Source organism: Streptomyces sp. V4I23, from assembly GCF_030817975.1.
Taxonomy (GTDB): domain Bacteria; phylum Actinomycetota; class Actinomycetes; order Streptomycetales; family Streptomycetaceae; genus Streptomyces.
Map to the genome: position 1 here is coordinate 2,133,070 of NZ_JAUSZW010000004.1, position 21,241 is coordinate 2,154,310.

A 21,241-nucleotide genomic window follows, 5' to 3' on the forward strand; every position below is an offset into this window, starting at 1 on the left:
GCCGCCGGCCCGGCCCCTGACCTGCCCGTCCATGTCCTGGACACGGTTGTCAGTGGTCGGGTGCACGATGGGGGGCATGGCCAGGACTGCGCTCGACTCCTTCTCCCCCGCGACCCGAGGCTGGTTCACGGGGGCGTTCAGCGCGCCCACCGCCGCGCAGGAAGGGGCCTGGCGGGCCATCGGGGAGGGCTCGGACGTCCTGGTCGTGGCGCCGACCGGCTCGGGCAAGACGCTGGCCGCCTTCCTCGCCGCCCTCGACCGGCTCACGTCCACACCGCCGCCCGCGGAGACGAAGAAGCGCTGCCGCGTGCTGTACGTGTCTCCGCTCAAGGCGCTCGCGGTCGACGTCGAGCGCAATCTGCGCAGTCCGCTCACGGGAATCCGGCACGAGGCGGTGCGGCTGGGCCTGCCGGAGCCCGAGGTGCGGGTCGGCATCCGTTCCGGTGACACCCCGGCCGCCGAGCGCCGGTCGCTGGTCTCACGGCCGCCGGACATCCTCATCACCACGCCGGAGTCGCTGTTCCTGATGCTCACGTCCTCCGCGCGGGAGGCCTTGTCGGGTGTCGAGACGGTCATCCTGGACGAGGTCCACGCCGTGGCGGGCACCAAGCGCGGCGCGCACCTCTCCGTGTCCCTGGAGCGTCTCGACGCTCTGCTGCCGCGCCCCGCGCGCAGGATCGGCCTGTCCGCGACGGTGCGCCCGGTCGACGAGGTCGCCCGTTACCTGTCGCCGCAGCGCAGGGTCGAGATCGTCCAGCCGCCCTCCGGCAAGGAGTTCGACCTCTCGGTCGTCGTCCCCGTCGAGGACCTCGGCGAGCTCGGGGGCTCGCCCGCGGCCGACGCGTCCGAGGGGCCCGGGGAGAGGCCCTCGATCTGGCCGCACGTCGAGGAGCGGATCGCCGACCTCGTCCAGGCCCACCGCTCGACGATCGTCTTCGCCAACTCCCGCCGCCTCGCGGAGCGTCTGTGCAACCGGCTCAACGAGATCGCCTACGAGCGTGCGACGGGTGCTCCTCTGCCGGAGGACGGGCCTCCTCCGGCAGAGATCATGGCGCAGTCCGGGGCAGCCCAGGGCGCCCCGCCGCTCCTGGCCCGCGCCCACCACGGCTCGGTCTCCAAGGAGCAGCGGGCCCTGGTCGAGGAGGACCTCAAGGCGGGGCGGCTGCCCGCCGTCGTCGCCACCTCCAGTCTGGAGCTGGGCATCGACATGGGCGCGGTCGACCTGGTCGTCCAGGTCGAGTCACCGCCCTCGGTCGCCTCCGGCCTCCAGCGCGTCGGCCGCGCGGGACACCAGGTGGGCGCCGTCTCCACGGGTGTCGTCTTCCCCAAGTACCGCGGCGACCTGGTGCAGGCGGCCGTGGTCACGGAGCGGATGCGGACGGGCTCCATCGAATCGCTGCGCGTCCCGGCCAATCCGCTGGACGTGCTGGCCCAGCAGCTCGTGGCCATGGTCGCCATGGACACGTGGCAGTTCGACGACCTGCTGGCACTGGTCCGCCGTGCCGCGCCGTTCGCCTCGCTGCCCGAGTCGGCGTTCACCGCGGTCCTCGACATGCTCGCCGGGCGCTATCCGTCGGACGCGTTCGCCGAGTTGCGTCCGCGCGTGGTGTGGGACCGCGTGGCGGGCACGGTGACCGGCCGGCCGGGCGCGCAGCGGCTCGCCGTCACCTCCGGCGGCACCATCCCCGACCGTGGCCTCTTCGGGGTCTTCCTCGCCGGTGCCGACCCCAAGAAGGGCGGCGGCAGAGTGGGAGAGCTCGACGAGGAGATGGTGTACGAGTCCCGAGTGGGTGACGTCTTCACCCTGGGCACCACGTCGTGGCGGATCGAGGACATCACCCGGGACCGGGTGCTGGTCTCGCCCGCCCCCGGCGTCCCCGGCCGCCTCCCCTTCTGGAAAGGCGACCAGCTCGGCCGGCCGCTGGAGCTGGGCCGCGCGGTCGGCGCGTTCCTGCGCGAGGTCGGCGGGCTGGCGCCCGACGACGCCCGACTGCGCCTGGTGGCGGCGGGTCTGGACGCCTGGGCGGCGGACAATGTGCTGGCGTATCTCGACGAGCAGCGCCGGGCCTGCGGCCATGTCCCCGACGACCGCACGATCCTCGTGGAGCGTTTTCGGGACGAGCTGGGCGACTGGCGCGTGGTGATCCACTCGCCGTTCGGCGCGCAGGTCCACGCGCCCTGGGCGCTGGCGCTGGGGGCCCGCCTCGCCGAGCGGTACGGCATGGACGCACAGGTCATGCACGCGGACGACGGCATCGTGCTGCGGCTGCCCGATGCCGACCTGATGGGACTCGACCTGCTCGATCAGGACCCGGTCCACGTGGACACGGCGTACGACAGCGAGCAGGCACCGGTGGGAGCCGCGGACACGGTCTTCGACAAGGGCGAGATCAGTCAGATCGTGACCGACCAGGTCGGCGGCTCGGCCCTGTTCGCCTCGCGGTTCCGGGAGTGCGCGGCCCGCGCGCTGCTTCTGCCGCGGCGCAATCCCGGCAAGCGCACGCCGCTGTGGCAGCAGCGCCAGCGTGCGGCTCAACTGCTCCAGGTCGCGAGCGAGTTCGGCTCGTTCCCGATCGTCCTCGAAGCGGTCCGCGAATGCCTCCAGGACGTGTTCGACGTCCCCGGGCTCACCGAGCTCATGGGCGACATCGAGTCGCGCCGGGTCCGCCTGGTCGAGGTCACCACCCCCGAGCCCTCGCCGTTCGCCCGCTCCCTGCTCTTCGGCTACGTGGCCCAGTTCCTCTACGAGGGCGACTCGCCGCTCGCCGAGAGGCGCGCGGCCGCCCTTTCACTGGACTCCCGGCTCCTGGCCGAGCTGCTGGGGCAGGCCGAGCTCCGGGAGCTGCTCGACGCGGACGTCCTGACGGAGCTGGAGCGGGAGCTGCAGTGGCTGACGGACGACCGGCGGGTCAAGGACGCCGAGGGCGTCGCCGATCTCCTGCGCGTTCTCGGGCCCCTCACCGATGCGGAGCTGGTCGAGCGCGGTGGCGACCCGGCCTGGCCGCAGGAGTTGGCGGCCGCACGCCGCGCCATCCGCGTCCGTATCGCGGGCGCCGACCACTGGGCCGCGGTCGAGGACGCGGGCCGGCTGCGCGACGCCCTGGGCACCGCGCTGCCCGTGGGTGTCCCCGAGGCTTTCACGGAGCCGGTCAAGGACCCCCTCGGCGACCTCCTCGCCCGTTTCGCGCGGACGCACGGACCGTTCACATCGGCCCAGGCGGCGGCCCGCTTCGGAATGGGGCCGTCCGTCACGGAGGGTGGCCTGGCCCGTCTCGCCGCGTCGGGGCGCGTCGTCCAGGGCGAGTTCCATCCCGCGGGCATCGGACAGGAATGGTGCGACGCGGCCGTGCTGCGCCGTCTGCGCCGCCGCTCCCTGGCCGCGCTCCGGCACGAGCTGGAGCCGGTCCCGCCCGCCGCGCTCGCCGCGTTCCTCCCCCAGTGGCAGCACATGGGCAGCAACCGGCTGCGCGGCATCGACGGGCTGGCCCGCGCCGTCGAGCAGCTGCAGGGCGCCGCCGTCCCCGCCTCCGCGCTGGAGAAGCTCGTCCTCCCGTCCCGCGTCTCCCACTACAGCACCACGCTCCTCGACGAACTGACCACCACGGGCGAGGTGGTGTGGGCGGGCGCCGGCGCCCTGCCCGGCAAGGACGGCTGGGTCTCCCTCTACCTCGCGGACGCCGCCCCGCTCCTGCTTCCGCCGCCGCACCCCCTGGAGTTGACGGCCCTGCACGAGTCGGTGCTCGGCGCCCTGTCCGGAGGGTACGGACTGTTCTTCCGCCAGATCGCCGACCAGGTCCGCGCCACCACCCACCCCGACGCCACCGATCCACAACTCGCCGACGCTGTCTGGGACCTGACCTGGTCCGGCCGGCTCACCAACGACACCCTCGCGCCCCTGCGCGCCCTGCTGGGCTCGGGCCGCACGGCCGGTTCGACGGCCCACCGCGCCAAGCGCACGGTCCCCCGCGGCCGCTACGGCACCCTGACGGCGACAGCCCGCCCCACCTCTCGCTCCGGTCCGCCGACCGTGAGCGGCCGCTGGTCCCTGCTGCCGGCCGCCGAGCCCGAGCCGACCCACCGGGCGCACGCTCTCGCCCGCACCCTGCTCGACCGCCATGGAGTGGTGACCCGCGGCGCGGTGGCCGCCGAGGGCGTGGAGGGCGGCTTCTCCGCGACGTACCGCATCCTGTCGGCCTTCGAGGACAGCGGGCAGGCCCGCCGGGGCTACGTCGTCGAGGGCCTCGGAGCCGCCCAGTTCGCGATGGACGGCGCGGTCGACCGGCTGCGCGCCGCCTCCAGCGCCCGGGACCGGGAAGAGGGTCAGGCGGCACCCCACGCGGTCGTCCTGGCCGCCGCCGACCCGGCGAACGCGTACGGGGCGGCGCTGCCCTGGCCCGAGCCGCCCGAGGGCGCCGGGCACAAGCCGGGCCGCAAGGCCGGCTCCCTCGTCGTCCTGGTGGACGGCGAGCTGACGCTGTACATGGAGCGCGGCGGGAAGACGCTGCTCTCCTGGGTGACGGACCCGGAGGCTCCGGCTCTGCACGCTGCGGCCGCCGCCCTGGCCTCCGCGGCCCGCGAGGGCGCGCTGGGCACGGTGACCGTGGAGCGGGCCAACGGCTCTCCGGCCCTCACCTCATCCCTGGGCCGCGTCCTGGAGACCGCCGGGTTCCACGCCACACCGAGGGGGCTGCGCCTGCGCCCGTGACCCACGCACCGGCGTACGTCGGCACCGGCGCCCGTGGCCCACGCACCCGCCTCCCCACCCGACCGGCGCCCGTGCCCCACGCACCGGCGTACCTCCAGGCAGGCCCGGCGGCGACGGCCCACTCCCCGCCGTCGCGCATCATGGATGCCATGCCCGAAGGAGACACCGTCTGGCTGGCCGCCCACCGCCTGCACAGCGCGCTGGCCGACCGCGTGCTGACAAGATCCGATCTGCGGGTGCCCCGGTTCGCCACGGCGGACCTCACCGGCCGGACCGTCCTGGACGTCACCCCGCGCGGCAAACACCTCCTCACCCGCATCGAGGGCGGCCTCACGCTGCACTCGCATCTGCGGATGGACGGTTCCTGGCAGGTCTACGGGACCGGTGAGCGCTGGCGCGGCGGCCCCGCACACCAGATCCGTGCCGTCCTCGGCAACGAGGCGTACACGGCGGTCGGTTACCGCCTGCCCGTCCTTGAGCTGCTCCGCACCACCGACGAGGAGCAGGCCGTGGGCCATCTCGGCCCCGATCTCCTCGGCCCCGACTGGGACCCGGACACAGCGGTGGCCAACCTCCTCGCCGACCCGGCCCGCCCCCTCGGCGAAGCCCTTCTCGACCAGCGCAATCTCGCCGGCATCGGCAATGTCTACAAGTCCGAGCTGGCTTTCCTGGCCCGCGTGACGCCCTGGCTCCCTGTCGGCGAGCTGCCCGCCGACACGCTCGCCCGTCTCGTGGCCACCGCCCAGCGACTCCTCGATGCCAACAAGTCCCGTCCCGAACGGGTCACCACCGGCCGCCACGGCCCTGGGCAACGGCTGTACGTCTACGGCCGTGAGGGCCGGCCGTGTCCGCGCTGCGGCGCCCCGGTGCGCAAGGCCGACCAGGGAGACGGCAGCCGCGAGCGCCCCACCTACTGGTGTCCGCGCTGTCAGGCGGGTCCACCTGATTGACGGTCCGTCAGATATGGCCGTACGGTCCGCTCATGGGCCTCTCGGCGTACGACCTCAGCGGCCGGACCGCGTTCGTCACCGGAGCCGCGGGCGGCATCGGCCGCGCCTCGGCCATCCTGCTCGCCGAGGCGGGGGCCGTCGTGCACTGCGCCGACATCGACGAGAAGGGCCTCGCCGAGACCGCGTCCCTGATCCGCGGCACCGGCGGCACCGCCGTCACCCACACCGTCGACGTCACCGACCGGTCGCAGGTCAGGTCCGCGGTCGACAGCACGGGAGGACTCGACATCGTGGCCGCGATCGCGGGGATCATGCACACCAGCACAGTGCTCGACACCCGGGACGAGGACCTCGACCGTATCCTGGCGGTCAACTTCAAGGGCGTGCTGTACACCTGCCAGGAGGCGGCCCGCGCCATGATCGCCTCGACCGGTCGGCCGGCCAATGGTCCGCGGCCACGCGACACCGGCGAAAGCCGCAGCCGCGGCTCGATCATCACCATGGCGTCCGGAGCCGTCGACGCGGCCCAGGCAGGGCTCCTCTGTTACAGCGTGGCCAAGGCGGCAGTCGTCCAGCTCACCAGGACCCTCGCGACCGAGCTCGGGCCGCACGCCGTCCGCGTCAACGCGGTGGCCCCCGGGTGGGTCCGCACCCCCATGACGAACCGTCACGAGGCAAGGATCCAGGAGCAGGTCGAGGCGGCGCTCATCCGGATGTCGCCGCTGCGCCGCGTCGGCGAACCGGAGGACATCGCGCACATGGTGCTCCACGTGGCGGTCGGACGCCTCGTCGTTCACGACGGGTCAGATATTCCGTCCGAACGGCGGCGTCGCGATGCCCTGGTGACGCCGCCGCGGGCCGCCGAGACATGGACGGGCAGCAGGCTCAACCCCCAACCACCCGCCGCCACCGCCCCCTCGATGACCCCCGCGTGCTCCGGCACCAGAGCCAGCCGAAGGACGGCCCACCACCACACCGCGCCCGCCACGAGCCCGAGCAGCGCGACGGGCACGAGAACCGCTGTGCGTATCGCCATGCCGCCTCCTCCGGGCCACGCTAGCGGGGCGGGCACGATCGCCGGGAGGGCGCACGGGTGGCGGCGCCCGGCGCTCGAACGGCCGCGTCCGCCCGGCCGACCGGCACCGGCAGCCGCCGGAACCCCTCACCCAATGCCCTCATCCGCGAGCACCGCAGGCTCGGCATCGCGAACTCTCCGAGCCCCGCCGCCCGTTACACGGACTCCGCCTGGAACATCCAGGCATGCTTCTCCAGGTCGGCCGTCAGACCGATCAGGATGTCCTGGCTCACGGGGTCCGGCTTCTCCGTCGCGTCGATGCGTTCCCGCATCCGGCCGATGACCGCGCCCAGCGCGTCGACCAGGGTCCGCACCGCGTCCACGTCCTTGATCCAGCCGTCCGGCACGGATCCGATCGCGCTCTGCGCGGCCACCGTCGAGGCCCGCCCGTCCGGCGTCACACCGATCGCCGACGAGCGCTCGGCCACCGTGTCGGAGTGCTGACGCGCCGTGTCGACGACCTCGTCGAGCTGCAGGTGGACCGACCTGAAGCGCGGACCGACCACGTTCCAGTGGACCTGCTTGGCCACCAGGGCCAGATCGACCAGATCGACCAGCGCACCTTTCAGCGCGTCGCCGACCGTCTTGAGATCGGCCTCGGACAGAGGGCTCTTCACGACAGACATGCGTGTCCTCCCTTGGGGTACGCGACTACGCTCCACGATCGCACAACTACACAAAAGGGTCATTCGGGGGCAAGAAGAAGGCCCCGACCGGTACTCGCGTACCACTCGGGGCCTGCCTCAAACCCAGTCGTGCAGTGCCTTACGGATCAGGCGGCGACGACGTCGACCGCTTCCGTGGGCGCCTTGATCGTCACCCGCTCCGTCGGCACTCCTGCCACCGACGTCACGGGGACGGAATTGAGCATCGGGCGTACCGGTGCGGGCACCGGCTCGGTGGCGGCTGCCGACTCGGCCAGTTCGGCCAGAGACAGCTCGTCGCTCACCTCACGCATCAGCTCGGACATCCGTACGTCAAGCGCGTCGCAGATGGCGGAGAGCAGCTCGGAGGATGCCTCCTTCTGCCCCCGCTCCACCTCGGAAAGATAGCCGAGCGAGACTCGGGCGGACGAGGAGACTTCGCGCAGAGTACGGCCCTGGCGTTGGCGCTGCCGACGCAGCACGTCACCAAGCAGGCGACGGAGCAGAATCATCGGTGGCTCCCTCCTCGGACCGCGTAGCCGCATCCTTCTCGCCCCACCGTACCGCCTCGCGCCGCGGCCGTGCGGGGAGCGATGTCGTGTTCACTCAGGGCTGCAAACATCAAGTCCCCCCGTTCTGTTCCGTATCCTGTGTCCGCGCATTCCCGTGAAGTTCGTCAGAGAGCAGGTCGAGCACTCTGCGTACACTCTCTCTACGGATTTCCTCCCGGTCGCCGTTCAACCGCAATGCGGCCACTTTCCCGGCTCCGGAAGGTCCCGAAACGGCAACATAGACCGTGCCGACCGGCTGTCCGTCCTGCGGTTCGGGGCCGGCGACACCGGTGGTCGCGATGCCCCAGACGGCGTCCAGACGACCCCGTACACCGGCCGCCATCTGCGCCGCCACCTCCGCGTCGACCGCGCCGCGCTCGGCCAGAAGGGTCCCGTCCACGCCCAGCAGATCCCTCTTCAGGGGGGTCGCATAGGCCGTCACGGATCCTCGGAAGGACTGGGAGGCTCCTGGCACCTCCGTCAGCTGCGCGGCCACCAGACCGCCCGTGAGGGACTCGGCGACGGCCAGCGTCTCACCACGCTCCGCAAGCAGCGCCAGCACGCGAGCCGCCGTGTTCACCGGTCCGCGCCCTCGGCCCCGGTCCGCGCCGCCCGGGCCGCGCGCTCCTCCGCGAGCCCCTTGCGCCTCAGGACGATCGCCTGTCGCACGTAGTCGAGACCGGTGAGCACCGTCAGAACGACCGCGAGCGCCATCACCCAGAAGCGCAGGGTCGCCAGCGGACCGGTCAGCGCCAGGACGTACATGCCGACCGCGGTGCCCTGCGCGAGCGTCTTCATCTTGCCGCCGCGACTGGCCGGAATGACCCCGTGCCGGATCACCCAGAACCGCATGAGCGTGATTCCGAGCTCGCGGAAGAGGATGACGCCGGTCACCCACCACGGCAGGTCACCGAGAGCCGACAGACAGATCAGCCCGGCCGCCATGATCGCCTTGTCGGCGATGGGGTCGGCGATCTTCCCGAAGTCGGTGACCAGGTTGTACGTCCGTGCCAGATGGCCGTCGAAGATGTCCGTGATCATGGCGACGGCGAACGCCGCCCAGGCCCACGCACGCCAGGCGGGGTCGTAGCCGCCGTCCTGGAGCATCAGCACCACGAAGCCCGGCACCAGCACCAGGCGCACCATGGTCAGGATGTTGGCGATGTTCCACAGGCTGGCCTGGTTGACGGCCGCAGCGCCCAGCTTGCCGCCGGGCGCCGGCCTCCCGGTGCCGCCCGCAGCGGATGCCGGCACGCCGGTCATCTGCCCGCCTCCTCGCCGAGACACTGCGCGACCAGATCGACGCCCTCCGTACCCACGACCTTCGCCTCGACCATCCGGCCGGGCACTAGGCCCTCGGGGGAGGTGAACATCACCTGGCCGTCCGTCTCCGGCGCCTGGTGCGCGGCGCGCCCCACGGCGCCGTCCTCGTCGTCCACGCTTTCGACGAGTACTTCGAGGGTCTCACCCATGCGCTCCTCGGCGCGCTGCGCCGTGAGCTCCTCCGCGAGTCTCGACAGGTGCCCGAGGCGCTCGGCGATGACGTCCGCGTCGAGCTTGTTGTCGTAGGAGACGGCCTCGGTGCCCTCCTCGTCGCTGTAGCCGAAGACGCCGATGGCGTCGAGGCGGGCAGCACCCAGGAAGCGTTCCAGCTCGGCGAAGTCGGCCTCGCTCTCGCCGGGGAAGCCGACGATGAAGTTGGACCGCACACCTGCCTGGGGCGCCTTGGACCGGATGGTCTCCAAAAGCTCCCAGAAGCGCTCCGTGTCGCCGAACCGGCGCATGGCGCGCAGCACGCCGGGGGCGGAGTGCTGGAAGGACAGGTCGAAGTACGGGGCGACCTTGGGCGTCGAGGTGAGCACGTCGATCAGGCCGGGGCGCATCTCCGCGGGCTGCAGGTAGCTCACGCGGACGCGCTCGATGCCGTCGACGTCGGCCAGCTCGGGCAGGAGCGTCTCGAGGAGACGGATGTCGCCGAGGTCCTTGCCGTACGAGGTGTTGTTCTCGGAGACCAGCATGATCTCCTTGACGCCCTGCTCGGCCAGCCAGCGCGTCTCGCCGAGCACATCGCTCGGGCGGCGCGAGATGAAGGAGCCGCGGAAGGACGGGATGGCGCAGAAGGTGCACCGGCGGTCGCAGCCGGAGGCCAGCTTCACGGAGGCGACGGGGCTGGTGCCGAGGCGGCGGCGCAGCGGCGCACGCGGGCCGGACACCGGCGCGACGCCGTCGGGGAGGTCCTCGGGCGCCGGGGCGGCGTCACCGTGGCCGGGCAGGGCCACCTCGGTGGCCTGCTGGCGCTCCACGGGGCTCAGCGGCAGCAGTTTGCGCCGGTCGCGCGGAGTGTGGGCCTCCACGCTGCCGCCGCTCAGGATGGTCTGGAGGCGGCTGGAGATGTCGGCGTAGTCGTCGAAGCCGAGGACGCCGTCGGCCTCGGGCAGTGCCTCGGCGAGCTCCTTGCCGTACCGCTCGGCCATACAGCCGACCGCGACGACGGCCTGGGTGCGGCCATGATCCTTGAGATCGTTGGCCTCCAGCAGGGCGTCGACGGAGTCCTTCTTGGCGGCCTCGACGAATCCGCAGGTGTTGACGACGGCGACATCTGCGTCGGAGGCTTCCTCGACGAGCTCCCAGCCGTCCGCTGCCAAGCGGCCTGCGAGCTCCTCCGAGTCCACCTCGTTACGGGCGCAGCCAAGAGTGACGAGGGCGACGGTACGGCGTTCGGGCATGGACTCAAGACTACTTTGTCCCGGCCCGCGCCCCTGCCCCGAGGGTTCTCCGTACCGTCGGCCCCCGTCGTCCGCCCGTGGGCCGGGCGCTCCCGGGCCGGTCAGCCGGCCGCGGGGTCGCCCTTGGTGTAGGACAGCCGCTCGACGCCGCCCATCTCGAAGTCGCCCTCGACCTTCTTGCCGTTGACGAACAGCTCGATCGCGCCCGCGTTGCCGAGGATCAGATCGACGCGCTCGTCGTCCTGGAAGGTCTTGGACTCGCCCTTGAGCAGGGTGCCGTCGAAGAGCAGCTTGCCGTTGTGCGACTTGGCGGAGATCCAGCTCTTGGCGTGGGTGGCGGAGAGCTTCACCGTGACCTTGTCCTTGGGCACCGCCGCGATGGCGCTGTCCGAGGGGTCCGGCTTGGGGTCGGCCGGCTTGGTCCCGCCCGCCTTCGTCGGGGTGGGCTTGGCCTCGGGCGCCGGACCCTCCGCGACCTGGGTGCCCTGGCCGTTGCCGTCGCTGAAGAGCGTGAAGCCGGCGAAGCCGACCACGACGACGATGGCGGCGACCATGGCCGCGGTCCAGTTGGGCCGTCGTCGCTCGGGACGGATGCGTTCGGCTTCGAACAGCGGTGCGGCGGACGTCGGCGAAGGGCGCCCGCCGTGCTCGGCGTCGTACTGCTCGACCAGCGGTTCCGGATCGAGCCCGACGGCGCGCGCGAGCGTGCGGATATGGCCGCGCGCGTACACGTCGCCGCCGCAGCGGGAGAAGTCGTCCTCCTCGATCGCGTGCACGATGGGGATGCGCACCCGGGTGGAGGAGCTGACCTCGTCGACGGTCAGGCCGGCGCCGACACGCGCCTGCTGCAGGATGTGACCGATCGACGGCCGGGCGTCTTCGACGGAAGGCCGGTTGTCTTCGGGGGAGTTGCCGATGGACACGGGGGCGCCTTTCGAGCGTGTAGCCACCTGCTGGAGGTTCAGTCTATGGGTGGTACGAAAGGGTGGGGCAACCGGGCGGCGGGACTTTGTACGCCATCGGAATGGCCGCAGTTCCCAGGGGCGGAACACCGTTCTGTCCCTCCCTCCAACTTGACGTACGACCAAGGGAGACGGTTGCTCCCGAAACCCTTACGAGTGAGTCTCTCCCCGGATCACGGCGAGCACTCCATCCAATTCGTCCGGTTTCACGAGAACGTCACGCGCCTTGGACCCCTCACTGGGGCCGACGATGTTGCGCGACTCCATGAGGTCCATCAGCCGGCCGGCCTTCGCGAAGCCCACGCGCAGCTTGCGCTGGAGCATCGACGTGGAGCCGAACTGCGTGGAGACGACCAGCTCAGCGGCCTGGCACAGCAGGTCGAGGTCGTCGCCGATGTCCTCGTCGATCTCCTTCTTCTGCTTCGTGCCGACCACGACGTCGTCGCGGAAGACGGGGGCCATCTGGTCCTTGCAGTGCTGTACAACGGCCGCGACCTCTTCCTCTGTGACGAAGGCGCCCTGCATACGCGTCGGCTTGTTGGCCCCCATCGGCAGGAACAGCCCGTCGCCCTTGCCGATGAGCTTCTCCGCTCCCGGCTGGTCGAGGATGACCCGGCTGTCCGCGAGCGAGGAGGTCGCGAACGCGAGCCGTGAGGGCACGTTCGCCTTGATGAGGCCGGTGACGACGTCGACCGAGGGCCGCTGGGTCGCCAGTACCAGATGGATGCCGGCCGCGCGCGCCAGCTGGGTGATGCGCACGATGGCGTCCTCGACGTCCCTCGGGGCGACCATCATCAGGTCCGCGAGCTCGTCGACGATGACCAGCAGGTACGGGTACGGCTGGAGCTCTCGCTCGCTGCCCTCGGGCGGCTTGACCTTGCCGTTGCGCACGGCCTGGTTGAAGTCGTCGATGTGCCGGTACCCGTAGGCCGCGAGGTCGTCGTAGCGCAGATCCATCTCGCGCACCACCCACTGCAGGGCCTCGGCGGCCCGCTTGGGGTTGGTGATGATCGGCGTGATCAGGTGAGGGATGCCCTCGTACGCGGTGAGCTCGACCCGCTTGGGATCGACGAGCACCATCCGGACGTCCTCCGGGGTCGCTCTTATCATCACCGAGGTGATCAGGCAGTTGATGCACGACGACTTGCCGGAGCCGGTGGCGCCGGCGACCAGGACGTGCGGCATCTTGGCGAGGTTGGCCATCACGTAGCCGCCCTCGACGTCCTTGCCGAGCGCCACGAGCATCGGGTGGTCGTCCTCGGCAGCGTCCGCGAGGCGCAGCACGTCGCCGAGGTTGACCATCTCGCGGTCGGTGTTGGGGATCTCGATGCCGACCGCGGACTTGCCGGGGATCGGCGAGATGATCCGCACGTCGGGGCTCGCCACCGCGTACGCGATGTTCTTGGTCAGGGCCGTGATGCGCTCGACCTTCACGGCCGGGCCGAGCTCCACCTCGTAGCGGGTGACCGTCGGGCCACGGGTGAAGCCGGTGACGGCCGCGTCGACCTTGAACTCCATGAAGACGTTGGTCAGCGAGGCGACGATCGCGTCGTTGGCGGCACTGCGCGTCTTGCCCGGGCCGCCGCGCTCCAGCAGATCCAGCGAGGGCAGCGCGTACGTGATGTCGCCCGACAACTGCAGCTGCTCGGCGCGGGCCGGCAGGGGCTGGGACTCCTCGGGCGCCGGCTTCGTCAGATCGGGTACGGAGCCCTTGGCCGCGGGCTTCTGCGGCTCCGGCCCCACCTCCTCGGGCTCGCGCGCGGTGGGTACCTGCGAGGCCGCCCGCCGGCGCTCGGCGGTGACGTCGCGCGTGAGGTCGGCGACGAGCGGGGAGGGCGGCATGCCGTTCAGCACGGCTCCGTCGAGAGCTGCCGCCGCTGCCGCGGCGACGTCCACGGCGTCCATCTCGCGCCCCATGGCGGGCTGCACCGACGGCCGGCGCGGTCGTCTGCGCCGTTGGAGCGCCTCCTGCTCGGCGTGATCGGGGTCGTATGCGTCGGCCTCGTCCGGGCGGCGCGCGGCGGAGCGGCGCTGACGGCCGGGCAGGGACTCGCGCCACTGCTCGTCGTAGCGCTGGTCGTCGCGGGTGCCCTCATCTGGCTCGGGCGCGGCGTCCACCAGGCCGAGCTTGGAGCCGAGCAGGCGCAGGCGCTGGGGGATGGCGTTGACGGGAGTCGCGGTCACGACGAGCAGGCCGAAGACGGTGAGCAGCACCAGCAGCGGGACCGCCAGCACCTCACCCATCATGAAGATCAGCGGCTTGGACGCGGCCCAGCCGATCAGGCCGCCGGCGTCCTGCATGGCCTCGGTGCCGTCCCCGCGGCCGGGCGATCCACAGGCGATGTGGACCTGGCCGAGCACGCCGACGACGAGCGCGGACAGACCGATCACGATCCGGCCGTTGGCGTCGGGCTTCTCGGGATAGAGGATCAGACGTACGCCGATCGCGCCGAGCAGCAGGGGGACGAGCAGATCGAGGCGTCCGAAAGCGCCCGTCACCAGCATCTCGACGAGATCGCCGACCGGTCCGCGCAGATTCGACCAGGTACCCGCCGCGACGATGAGCGCGAGGCCCAGGAGCAGCAGCGCGAGGCCGTCCTTGCGGTGCGCCGGGTCAAGTCCCTTGGCACCGCGCCCTATCCCGCGGAACATCGCGCCCACCGCGTGCGCGAGGCCGAGCCACAGGGCGCGCGCGAGCCGGTACACGCCCCCGGTGGGGGACGGTGCGGGCTTGGGCGCAGTCGTCTTGCGGGCCGCGGCCTTCTTCGCCGGTGCCCTTTTCGCGGGTGCGGACTTCTTTGCAGCGGTCTTCTTGGCGGGCGCCGCCTTCTTCGCCGCGCCGGTCGTACGGCCGGCGCGCGGCTTCGCGGTGCCCGCCGTGCCCTGGGAACCCTTGCCGGACGTACGTGAGGCCATGGTGGTGAGGTTACCGGTGTTGACGGCAGCGGACACGTGTGCCCACTGCTTCACCCGTTCGTGTCGTGCCTGCAGCGGCGGTGAACTGACGCTCCCTCAGGGGCTGATGGCCTCTGAGGCGCCGCCCGCGATGAATCAGCTCTGGGACGGCAGCGTCGGCGTGCCCCCGCCGGTGCCGGGCTCCAGCGCGTCGAGCGCGCGGCGCAGACCGGTGAGCTTGCGCTCGAGATGGGCGGCGGTCGCCACCGCTGCGGCGTCGGCGGAGTCGTCGTCGAGCTGCTTGGACAGCGCCTCGGCCTGCTCCTCAACTGCCGCGAGCCTCGCCGAGAGTTCCGCGAGGAGGCCGGCGGGCTCGCGGCTGCCGCCCGATTCGGCCTGGCCGGCGCCCTCCAGCTGGAGCCGCAGCAGTGCCGCCTGCTCGCGCAGTTGGCAGTTCTTCATGTAGAGCTCGACGAACACCGACACCTTGGCGCGCAGCACCCAGGGGTCGAACGGCTTGGAGATGTAGTCGACGGCGCCTGCGGCGTAGCCACGGAAGGTGTGGTGGGGGCCGTGGTTGATCGCGGTGAGGAAGATGATCGGGATGTCACGGGTCCGCTCACGCCGCTTGATGTGCGCGGCGGTCTCGAAGCCGTCCATTCCCGGCATCTGAACATCCAGCAGAATGACCGCGAAGTCGTCCGTCAGCAGCGCCTTGAGCGCTTCCTCCCCTGACGATGCCCGCACCAGTGTCTGATCGAGCGCGGAGAGGATGGCCTCCAGCGCGAGCAGATTCTCCGGCCGGTCATCGACCAGGAGGATCTTGGCCTTCTGCACCATGCCCCGTCCTCCTCGCCCCGGCATGGGGTCTCTCCGGCTCGAAGAGCCGGAGGACGCACCGGGCGCCGCCCCAGGGGACGACTCCCTTGCGTCGCCCGTCCTTGTGCCGGTCATCGTAGCCGCACCCTGCCCGTCGCCACACCCTGTCACCGTGATGTCACTGTGCACGCACCAAAAACGTGGGGGGAGACCGAATAGTTCCCCGTAAGTCTCAGGCCCACACGCTTTCGAACGCGATCGATCAGCAACAACCTGCGGTTCGGGCGAGACCCGCTCACTTGGCGTTCATCCAGTGCTCCATCACAGAGAGGAGATGGTCGGGATCGACCGGCTTCGTCACATAATCCGACGCTCCGCACTCGATCGCCTTCTCCCGGTCCCCCTTCATCGCCTTCGCCGTCAGGGCGATGATCGGCAGACCCGCGAACTGCGGCATCCTGCGGATCGCCGTCGTCGTCGCGTACCCGTCCATCTCCGGCATCATGATGTCCATCAGTACGACCGTCACATCATCGTGCTGCTCCAGGACTTCGATGCCCTCACGGCCGTTCTCCGCGTACAGCACGGACAGGCCGTGCTGCTCGAGCACGCTCGTCAGAGCGAACACGTTGCGGATGTCGTCATCGACGATCAGCACCTTCTCGCCGTCGAACGCGAACACCCGCCGCTCCTCGGCCCCCTCCTGACCGGCCGTCGCATCGCCCCACGACTGCGCCTCCCCGGACTGCGCCTGCCGCCCGCTCATCGCGTTCAGAGCCTTGCGGCGCCGGCGCAGCAGCGCCGCCGGGCCCACGGGGGGCTCGGCCGGACGCGAGGGAGCGGTCCGCACCTGTGCGCCCACCTCCTCCGCGTCCATCTCCTCGTCCTGCGCGCCGCCCGTCCCGGGCTCGAGCTGCGGGTACCCGTGCGGCGGCAACTCGGTCGGCTGCAGCGGCAGGTACAGCGTGAACGTGGAGCCCCGGCCCGGCTCGCTCGCCGCATGGATCTCGCCGCCGAGCAGCCGCGCGATCTCCCGGCTGATCGACAGACCCAGACCCGTACCGCCGTACTTCCGGCTGGTCGTGCCGTCCGCCTGCTTGAACGCCTCGAAGATCACCCGCATCTTGCCGGCCGCGATCCCGATGCCCGTGTCCGTCACCGAGAAGGCGATCAGATCCGCGTCCGAGTCCCGCAGCGAGCCCGCCTCCAGCAACTGCTCCCTGATCGACTGCGGCACATCGGCGCCGGCCGGCCGGATCACCAGCTCTACGGCGCCGCTGTCGGTGAACTTCACCGCGTTCGACAGGAGATTGCGCAGTACCTGGAGCAGCCGCTGCTCGTCGGTGTGCAGCGTCGCCGGCAGCTCCGGGGAGACCCTGACCGAGAAGTCGAGCCCCTTCTCCGCCGTCAGCGGCCGGAACGTCGCCTCGACGTAGTCGACGAGCTGCACCAGTGCGATACGCGTCGGGCTGACGTCCATCTTGCCCGCCTCGACCTTGGACAGGTCGAGGATGTCGTTGATCAGCTGCAGCAGATCGGAACCGGCGCCGTGGATCGTCTCCGCGAACTCCACCTGCTTCGGCGAGAGATTGGCGTCCGCGTTGTCCGCGAGCAGCTTCGCGAGGATGAGCAGCGAGTTGAGCGGCGTCCGCAGCTCGTGCGACATGTTCGCGAGGAACTCCGACTTGTAGCGCATGGAGACCGCGAGCTGCTCCGCCCGCTCCTCCAGCACCTGCCGCGCCTCCTCGATCTCGGTGTTCTTCACCTCGATGTCGCGGTTCTGCTGCGCCAGCAGCTCGGCCTTCTCCTCCAGCTCGGCGTTGGACGCCTGGAGCGCCTTCTGCCGGTTCTCCAGCTCGGCGGAGCGCTCGCGCAGCTGCTCAGTGAGTTCCTGCGACTGCTTCAGCAACACCTCGGTCTTGGTATTGACGCTGATCGTGTTGACGCTCGTGGCGATCATCTCGGCGATCTGGTTCAGGAAGTCCCGCTGGATCTGCGTGAACGGCTGGAACGACGCCAGCTCGATGACGCCGAGGACCATCCCCTCGAACAGCACCGGAAGGACGATCACATACGCCGGCGACGCCTCACCGAGCCCCGATGAGATCTTCAGATAACCCGGCGGCACATTGACCTGGATCGTCCGCTTCTCCTCCGCCGCCGTACCGATCAGAGTCTCCCCCGGCCGGAACGACGTCGGCATCAGCCCCGCCGAGTAGCCGTAACTGCCGCGCATGACCAGCTCGTACGACTCCCCGCCGTCCGGCACCTCCTGGCCGCTGCCGGTCGGCATCGCCAGGAAGAAGGCGCCGTGCTGCGCCGAGACGACCGGGGTGAGCTCGCTCATGATCAGCGAGGCCACGTCGTCCAGATCGCGCCGGCCCTGCATCAGACCGGAGATACGGGCCAGGTTGCCCTTCAGCCAGTCCTGCTCCTCGTTGGCGAGGGTGGTGTCGCGCAGATTCGCGATCATCGTGTTGATGTTGTCCTGGAGGACCTGGATCTCGCCCGCCGCGTCCACGTCGATCTTCAGGTTCAGATCGCCGCGGGTCACCGCCGTGGCGACGGCCGCGATGGCGCGCACCTGCCGGGTCAGGTTCCCGGCCATCTCGTTCACCGACTCGGTCAGGTCGCGCCAGGTGCCGTCGACGTCCCGCACGCGCGCCTGACCGCCCAACTGCCCGTCGGTACCCACCTCACGGGCCACGCGCGTGACCTCCTCGGCGAACGACGACAGCTGGTCGACCATCGTGTTGATCGTCGTCTTCAGCTCCAGGATCTCGCCCCGCGCATCGATGTCGATCTTGCGCGTGAGATCGCCCTTCGCGATGGCGGTGGTGACCGTGGCGATCTGCCGCACCTGGCCGGTGAGGTTGGAGGCCATGGAGTTCACCGACTCGGTGAGGTCCTTCCAGGTGCCGGAGACGCCCGGCACGTGCGCCTGACCGCCCAGCCGCCCGTCGGTGCCCACCTCACGGGCCACGCGGGTCACCTCGTCGGCGAAGGACGACAGCGTCCGCACCATCGTGTTGACCGTGTCCGCGAGCTCGGCCACCTCGCCGCGCGCCTCGACCGTCACCTTCTTGGTCAGGTCACCGTTGGCGACCGCCGAGGAGACCCGCGCGATGTTGCGCACCTGGTTGGTCAGGTTGTTGGCCATCAGGTTCACGTTGTCGCTGAGGTCCTTCCAGATGCCGGTGACGCCGCGCACCCGCGCCTGACCGCCCAGCACACCTTCCGTACCCACCTCGCGGGCGACCCGCGTCACCTCGTCCGCGAAGTCCGACAGCTGGTCGACCATCGTGTTGACCGTCGTCACGAGCTCCAGGATCTCGCCCTTGGCGTCGACGGTGATCTTCTTCGACAGGTCGCCCTTGGCGACCGCCGTCGTGACCTCGGCGATGTTGCGCACCTGGCTCGTCAGGTTGTTCGCCATGAAGTTGACGGACTGCGTGAGGTCCTTCCAGGTGCCGGAGACGCCCTGCACCTCCGCCTGGCCGCCGAGGATGCCCTCGGTGCCCACCTCGCGGGCCACCCGGGTCACCTGCTCCGCGAAGTTGGAGAGCTGGTCGACCATCGTGTTGAGCGTGTTCTTCAGCTCCAGGATCTCGCCGCGCGCATCCACGTCGATCTTCTGCGACAGATCACCGCGCGCCACCGCCGTCGCGACCTGGGCGATGTTGCGCACCTGGCCGGTGAGGTTCTCGGCCATGCCGTTCACCGAGTCCGTCAGATCGCGCCACACTCCGGCCACGCCGGGTACCTGCGCCTGACCGCCCAGCCGCCCGTCTGTGCCCACCTCGCGGGCCACCCGGGTCACCTGCTCCGCGAACGCGGAGAGCTGGTCGACCATCGTGTTGATGGTGTTCTTCAGCTCCAGGATCTCGCCGCGCGCGTCCACGTCGATCTTCTGCGACAGATCACCGCGCGCCACCGCCGTCGTCACCTGGGCGATCTGGCGCACCTGGGACGTCAGATTGCCGGCCATGAAGTTGACGGAGTCCGTCAGCTCCTTCCACGTACCGCTGACGCCGTCCACGCGGGCCTGACCGCCGAGCCGGCCCTCGGTGCCCACGTCCCGGGCCATCCGCGTGACCTGGTCGGCGAACGAGGACAGCTGCGCCACCATCGTGTTGACGGTGTTCTTCAGTTCGAGCATCTCGCCCGCGACGTCGACCGTGACCTTCTGCGACAGGTCACCGTTGGCCACCGCCGTCGTCACCTGCGCGATGTCCCTCACCTGCCCGGTGAGGTTACGGAACGCGGTGTTCACCGAATCGGTGAGGTCCTTCCACGTGCCCGCCGCGCCCGGCACCTCGGCCTGCCCGCCCAGCCGGCCCTCGACGCCGACCTCCCGGGCCACCCGGGTCACCTCGGAACCGAACGACTGGAGCTGGTCCACCATGGTGTTCACGGTGTTCTTCAGCTCGAGCATCTCGCCCGCGACGTCGACCGTGACCTTCTGCGACAGGTCACCGTTGGCCACCGCCGTCGTCACCTGAGCGATGTCCCTCACCTGGGTGGTCAGGTTCCGGAAGACGGTGTTCACCGAATCGGTGAGATCCTTCCACGTACCCGCCGCACCCGGCACCTGCGCCTGACCGCCCAGCAGTCCCTCCGCGCCGACCTCGCTGGCCACACGCGTGACCTCGTCCGCGAACGTCCGCAGCGTCTCGGTCATCTGGTTGATCGTCTCGGCGAGCTGCGCCACCTCGCCGCGCGCACTGACCGTGACCTTCTGCGACAGGTCACCGTTGGCCACCGCCGTCGTCACCTCGGCGATGCCCCGCACCTGGGACGTCAGGTTGCCGGCCATCGTGTTCACCGAATCGGTGAGGTCCTTCCACACGCCGGCCACACCCGGAACGGTCGCCTGACCGCCCAGCTCACCCTCCGTGCCCACCTCGCGGGCAACCCTCGTCACCTCGGAGGAGAAGGACTGGAGCTGGTCCACCATCGTGTTGACGGTGTTCTTCAACTCCAGCATCTCGCCCGCCACATGGACGGTCACCTTCTGCGACAGGTCGCCCTTGGCGACGGCCGTCGTGACCAGCGCGATGTCCCGCACCTGCGCGGTCAGCCGGTACGCCATGGTGTTGACGGAATCCGTGAGATCCTTCCACGAACCGGACATTCCGCGCACCTGTGCCTGGCCGCCGAGCTTGCCCTCGGTACCCACCTCCAGTGCGACCCGCGTCACTTCGTCGGTGAACGCCGACAGCTGGTCCACCAGGCTGTTCACCGTGCGAGCGACCTTCAGGAACTCGCCCCGCAGCGGCCGCACCGTGCCGTCCTGGCCGTCGGTCGACTGCGAACGCAGCTCCATGCGCTGGTCCAGATCGCCCTCGGCGACCGCCGACAGCACACGGCCGACCTCGGAGACGGGCCGCGCAAGGTCGTCCACCAGCTCGTTGGAGGCGTCGATGGCGGCGGCCCACGAGCCCTCGCAGGCCCCGGTCTCCAGCCGTTCTGTGAGTTTTCCCTCGCGACCGACCATTCTGCGGACGCGCGCGATCTCCCCGGTGAGATGCAGATTACGGTCCGCGACCTCGTTGAAGACCGCCGCGATCTCGGCCATGACGCCGTCGCCGGACACCGTCAGGCGACGGCGGAAGTTCCCGTCGCGCATCGCCACCAGAGCCGACATCAGTCGGTTCAGAGCCGCTGTGTCGACTTCGGTTGTCCCATTGTTCCGGGACCGTCCGCCTTTCGCGCGCGCATCCTTGCCACGCGCCGCCACGCCAGACTCCACCGTGTCCCTCCCGCAGGGGTTGACCGTACTGCCCGGGCCTACTCAAGAAGCCTGCCCAGTGTTTCACCATGCCGGAACCAGGCCATAACAGTTCGGCAGCTTCGCATAGCGTCCCCACCCCCGGAGGGCGGAAACAGCCGTAACCGGCATCCGCTCGGACAG

General features: G+C 70.6%; 12 protein-coding genes and 1 pseudogene. 3 read left to right on the forward strand and 10 right to left on the reverse strand.

What is annotated here, in order from left to right; all coding sequences use genetic code 11:
- Positions 1–76 precede the first annotated feature (76 nt).
- The 3 genes and pseudogenes from QFZ82_RS11780 to QFZ82_RS11790 all read left to right on the forward strand — a co-directional run bounded on the left by QFZ82_RS11780 (position 77) and on the right by QFZ82_RS11790 (position 6,501).
- The gene (locus QFZ82_RS11780) at positions 77–4,705 is read left to right on the forward strand and encodes an ATP-dependent helicase (RefSeq protein ID WP_307713126.1); all 4,629 of its coding nucleotides are present in this window, start codon (positions 77–79) and stop codon (positions 4,703–4,705) included.
- Between the two features lie 149 nt (positions 4,706–4,854).
- On the forward strand, positions 4,855–5,655 hold the full coding sequence (locus QFZ82_RS11785) for an Fpg/Nei family DNA glycosylase (protein ID WP_307713127.1): 801 nt from the start codon (positions 4,855–4,857) through the stop codon (positions 5,653–5,655).
- A 32-nt stretch (positions 5,656–5,687) separates the two neighbouring features.
- A pseudogene (locus QFZ82_RS11790) lies at positions 5,688–6,501 on the forward strand (SDR family NAD(P)-dependent oxidoreductase).
- Here QFZ82_RS11790 and QFZ82_RS11795 read toward each other — a convergent pair.
- The 10 genes from QFZ82_RS11795 to QFZ82_RS11840 form a co-directional block, all read right to left on the reverse strand.
- Positions 6,449–6,691 (reverse strand): hypothetical protein, encoded by a 243-nt coding sequence (locus tag QFZ82_RS11795; protein ID WP_307713128.1) that lies wholly within the window; start codon positions 6,689–6,691, stop codon positions 6,449–6,451. The pseudogene QFZ82_RS11790 and the gene QFZ82_RS11795 sit on opposite strands and share 53 nt — an antisense overlap.
- A 194-nt stretch (positions 6,692–6,885) precedes the next feature.
- Positions 6,886–7,356, reverse strand: a complete 471-nt coding sequence (locus QFZ82_RS11800) for a Dps family protein (RefSeq protein ID WP_177151708.1) — start codon at positions 7,354–7,356, stop codon at positions 6,886–6,888.
- 146 nt (positions 7,357–7,502) lie between these two features.
- Positions 7,503–7,886 (reverse strand): helix-turn-helix domain-containing protein, encoded by a 384-nt coding sequence (locus tag QFZ82_RS11805; RefSeq protein WP_307713129.1) that lies wholly within the window; start codon positions 7,884–7,886, stop codon positions 7,503–7,505.
- A gap of 109 nt (positions 7,887–7,995) precedes the next feature.
- A complete protein-coding gene (locus QFZ82_RS11810; protein WP_307713130.1) occupies positions 7,996–8,505 on the reverse strand; it encodes a CinA family protein in 510 nt (169 codons plus the stop codon).
- Positions 8,502–9,188 (reverse strand): CDP-diacylglycerol--glycerol-3-phosphate 3-phosphatidyltransferase, encoded by a 687-nt coding sequence (gene pgsA, locus QFZ82_RS11815; protein ID WP_307713131.1) that lies wholly within the window; start codon positions 9,186–9,188, stop codon positions 8,502–8,504. Before pgsA ends, QFZ82_RS11810 begins: the two co-directional genes overlap by 4 nt.
- The gene (rimO, locus tag QFZ82_RS11820; RefSeq protein ID WP_307713132.1) at positions 9,185–10,651 is read right to left on the reverse strand and encodes a 30S ribosomal protein S12 methylthiotransferase RimO; all 1,467 of its coding nucleotides are present in this window, start codon (positions 10,649–10,651) and stop codon (positions 9,185–9,187) included. Before rimO ends, pgsA begins: the two co-directional genes overlap by 4 nt.
- 101 nt (positions 10,652–10,752) lie before the next feature.
- Positions 10,753–11,574, reverse strand: a complete 822-nt coding sequence (locus QFZ82_RS11825) for a helix-turn-helix domain-containing protein (RefSeq protein WP_307713133.1) — start codon at positions 11,572–11,574, stop codon at positions 10,753–10,755.
- A 189-nt stretch (positions 11,575–11,763) separates the two neighbouring features.
- Positions 11,764–14,529, reverse strand: a complete 2,766-nt coding sequence (locus QFZ82_RS11830) for a DNA translocase FtsK (protein ID WP_307713134.1) — start codon at positions 14,527–14,529, stop codon at positions 11,764–11,766.
- A 135-nt stretch (positions 14,530–14,664) separates the two neighbouring features.
- On the reverse strand, positions 14,665–15,348 hold the full coding sequence (locus QFZ82_RS11835; protein ID WP_307713135.1) for a two-component system response regulator: 684 nt from the start codon (positions 15,346–15,348) through the stop codon (positions 14,665–14,667).
- 274 nt (positions 15,349–15,622) lie between these two features.
- Entirely contained in the window at positions 15,623–21,079 is a 5,457-nt protein-coding gene (locus QFZ82_RS11840; RefSeq protein ID WP_307713136.1) for a HAMP domain-containing protein, read from the reverse strand.
- Positions 21,080–21,241 lie beyond the last annotated feature (162 nt).

Bases quoted from the DNA above. Each gene is read 5' to 3' on its own strand.
- QFZ82_RS11795 (WP_307713128.1), bottom strand. From the start codon at position 6,691: ATGGCGATACGCACAGCGGTTCTCGTGCCCGTCGCGCTGCTCGGGCTC.
- QFZ82_RS11780 (WP_307713126.1), top strand. From the start codon at position 77: ATGGCCAGGACTGCGCTCGACTCCTTCTCCCCCGCGACCCGAGGCTGG.
- pgsA (WP_307713131.1), bottom strand. From the start codon at position 9,188: ATGACCGGCGTGCCGGCATCCGCTGCGGGCGGCACCGGGAGGCCGGCG.
- QFZ82_RS11785 (WP_307713127.1), top strand. From the start codon at position 4,855: ATGCCCGAAGGAGACACCGTCTGGCTGGCCGCCCACCGCCTGCACAGC.
- QFZ82_RS11830 (WP_307713134.1), bottom strand. From the start codon at position 14,529: ATGGCCTCACGTACGTCCGGCAAGGGTTCCCAGGGCACGGCGGGCACC.
- QFZ82_RS11805 (WP_307713129.1), bottom strand. From the start codon at position 7,886: ATGATTCTGCTCCGTCGCCTGCTTGGTGACGTGCTGCGTCGGCAGCGC.
- rimO (WP_307713132.1), bottom strand. From the start codon at position 10,651: ATGCCCGAACGCCGTACCGTCGCCCTCGTCACTCTTGGCTGCGCCCGT.
- QFZ82_RS11835 (WP_307713135.1), bottom strand. From the start codon at position 15,348: ATGGTGCAGAAGGCCAAGATCCTCCTGGTCGATGACCGGCCGGAGAAT.
- QFZ82_RS11800 (WP_177151708.1), bottom strand. From the start codon at position 7,356: ATGTCTGTCGTGAAGAGCCCTCTGTCCGAGGCCGATCTCAAGACGGTC.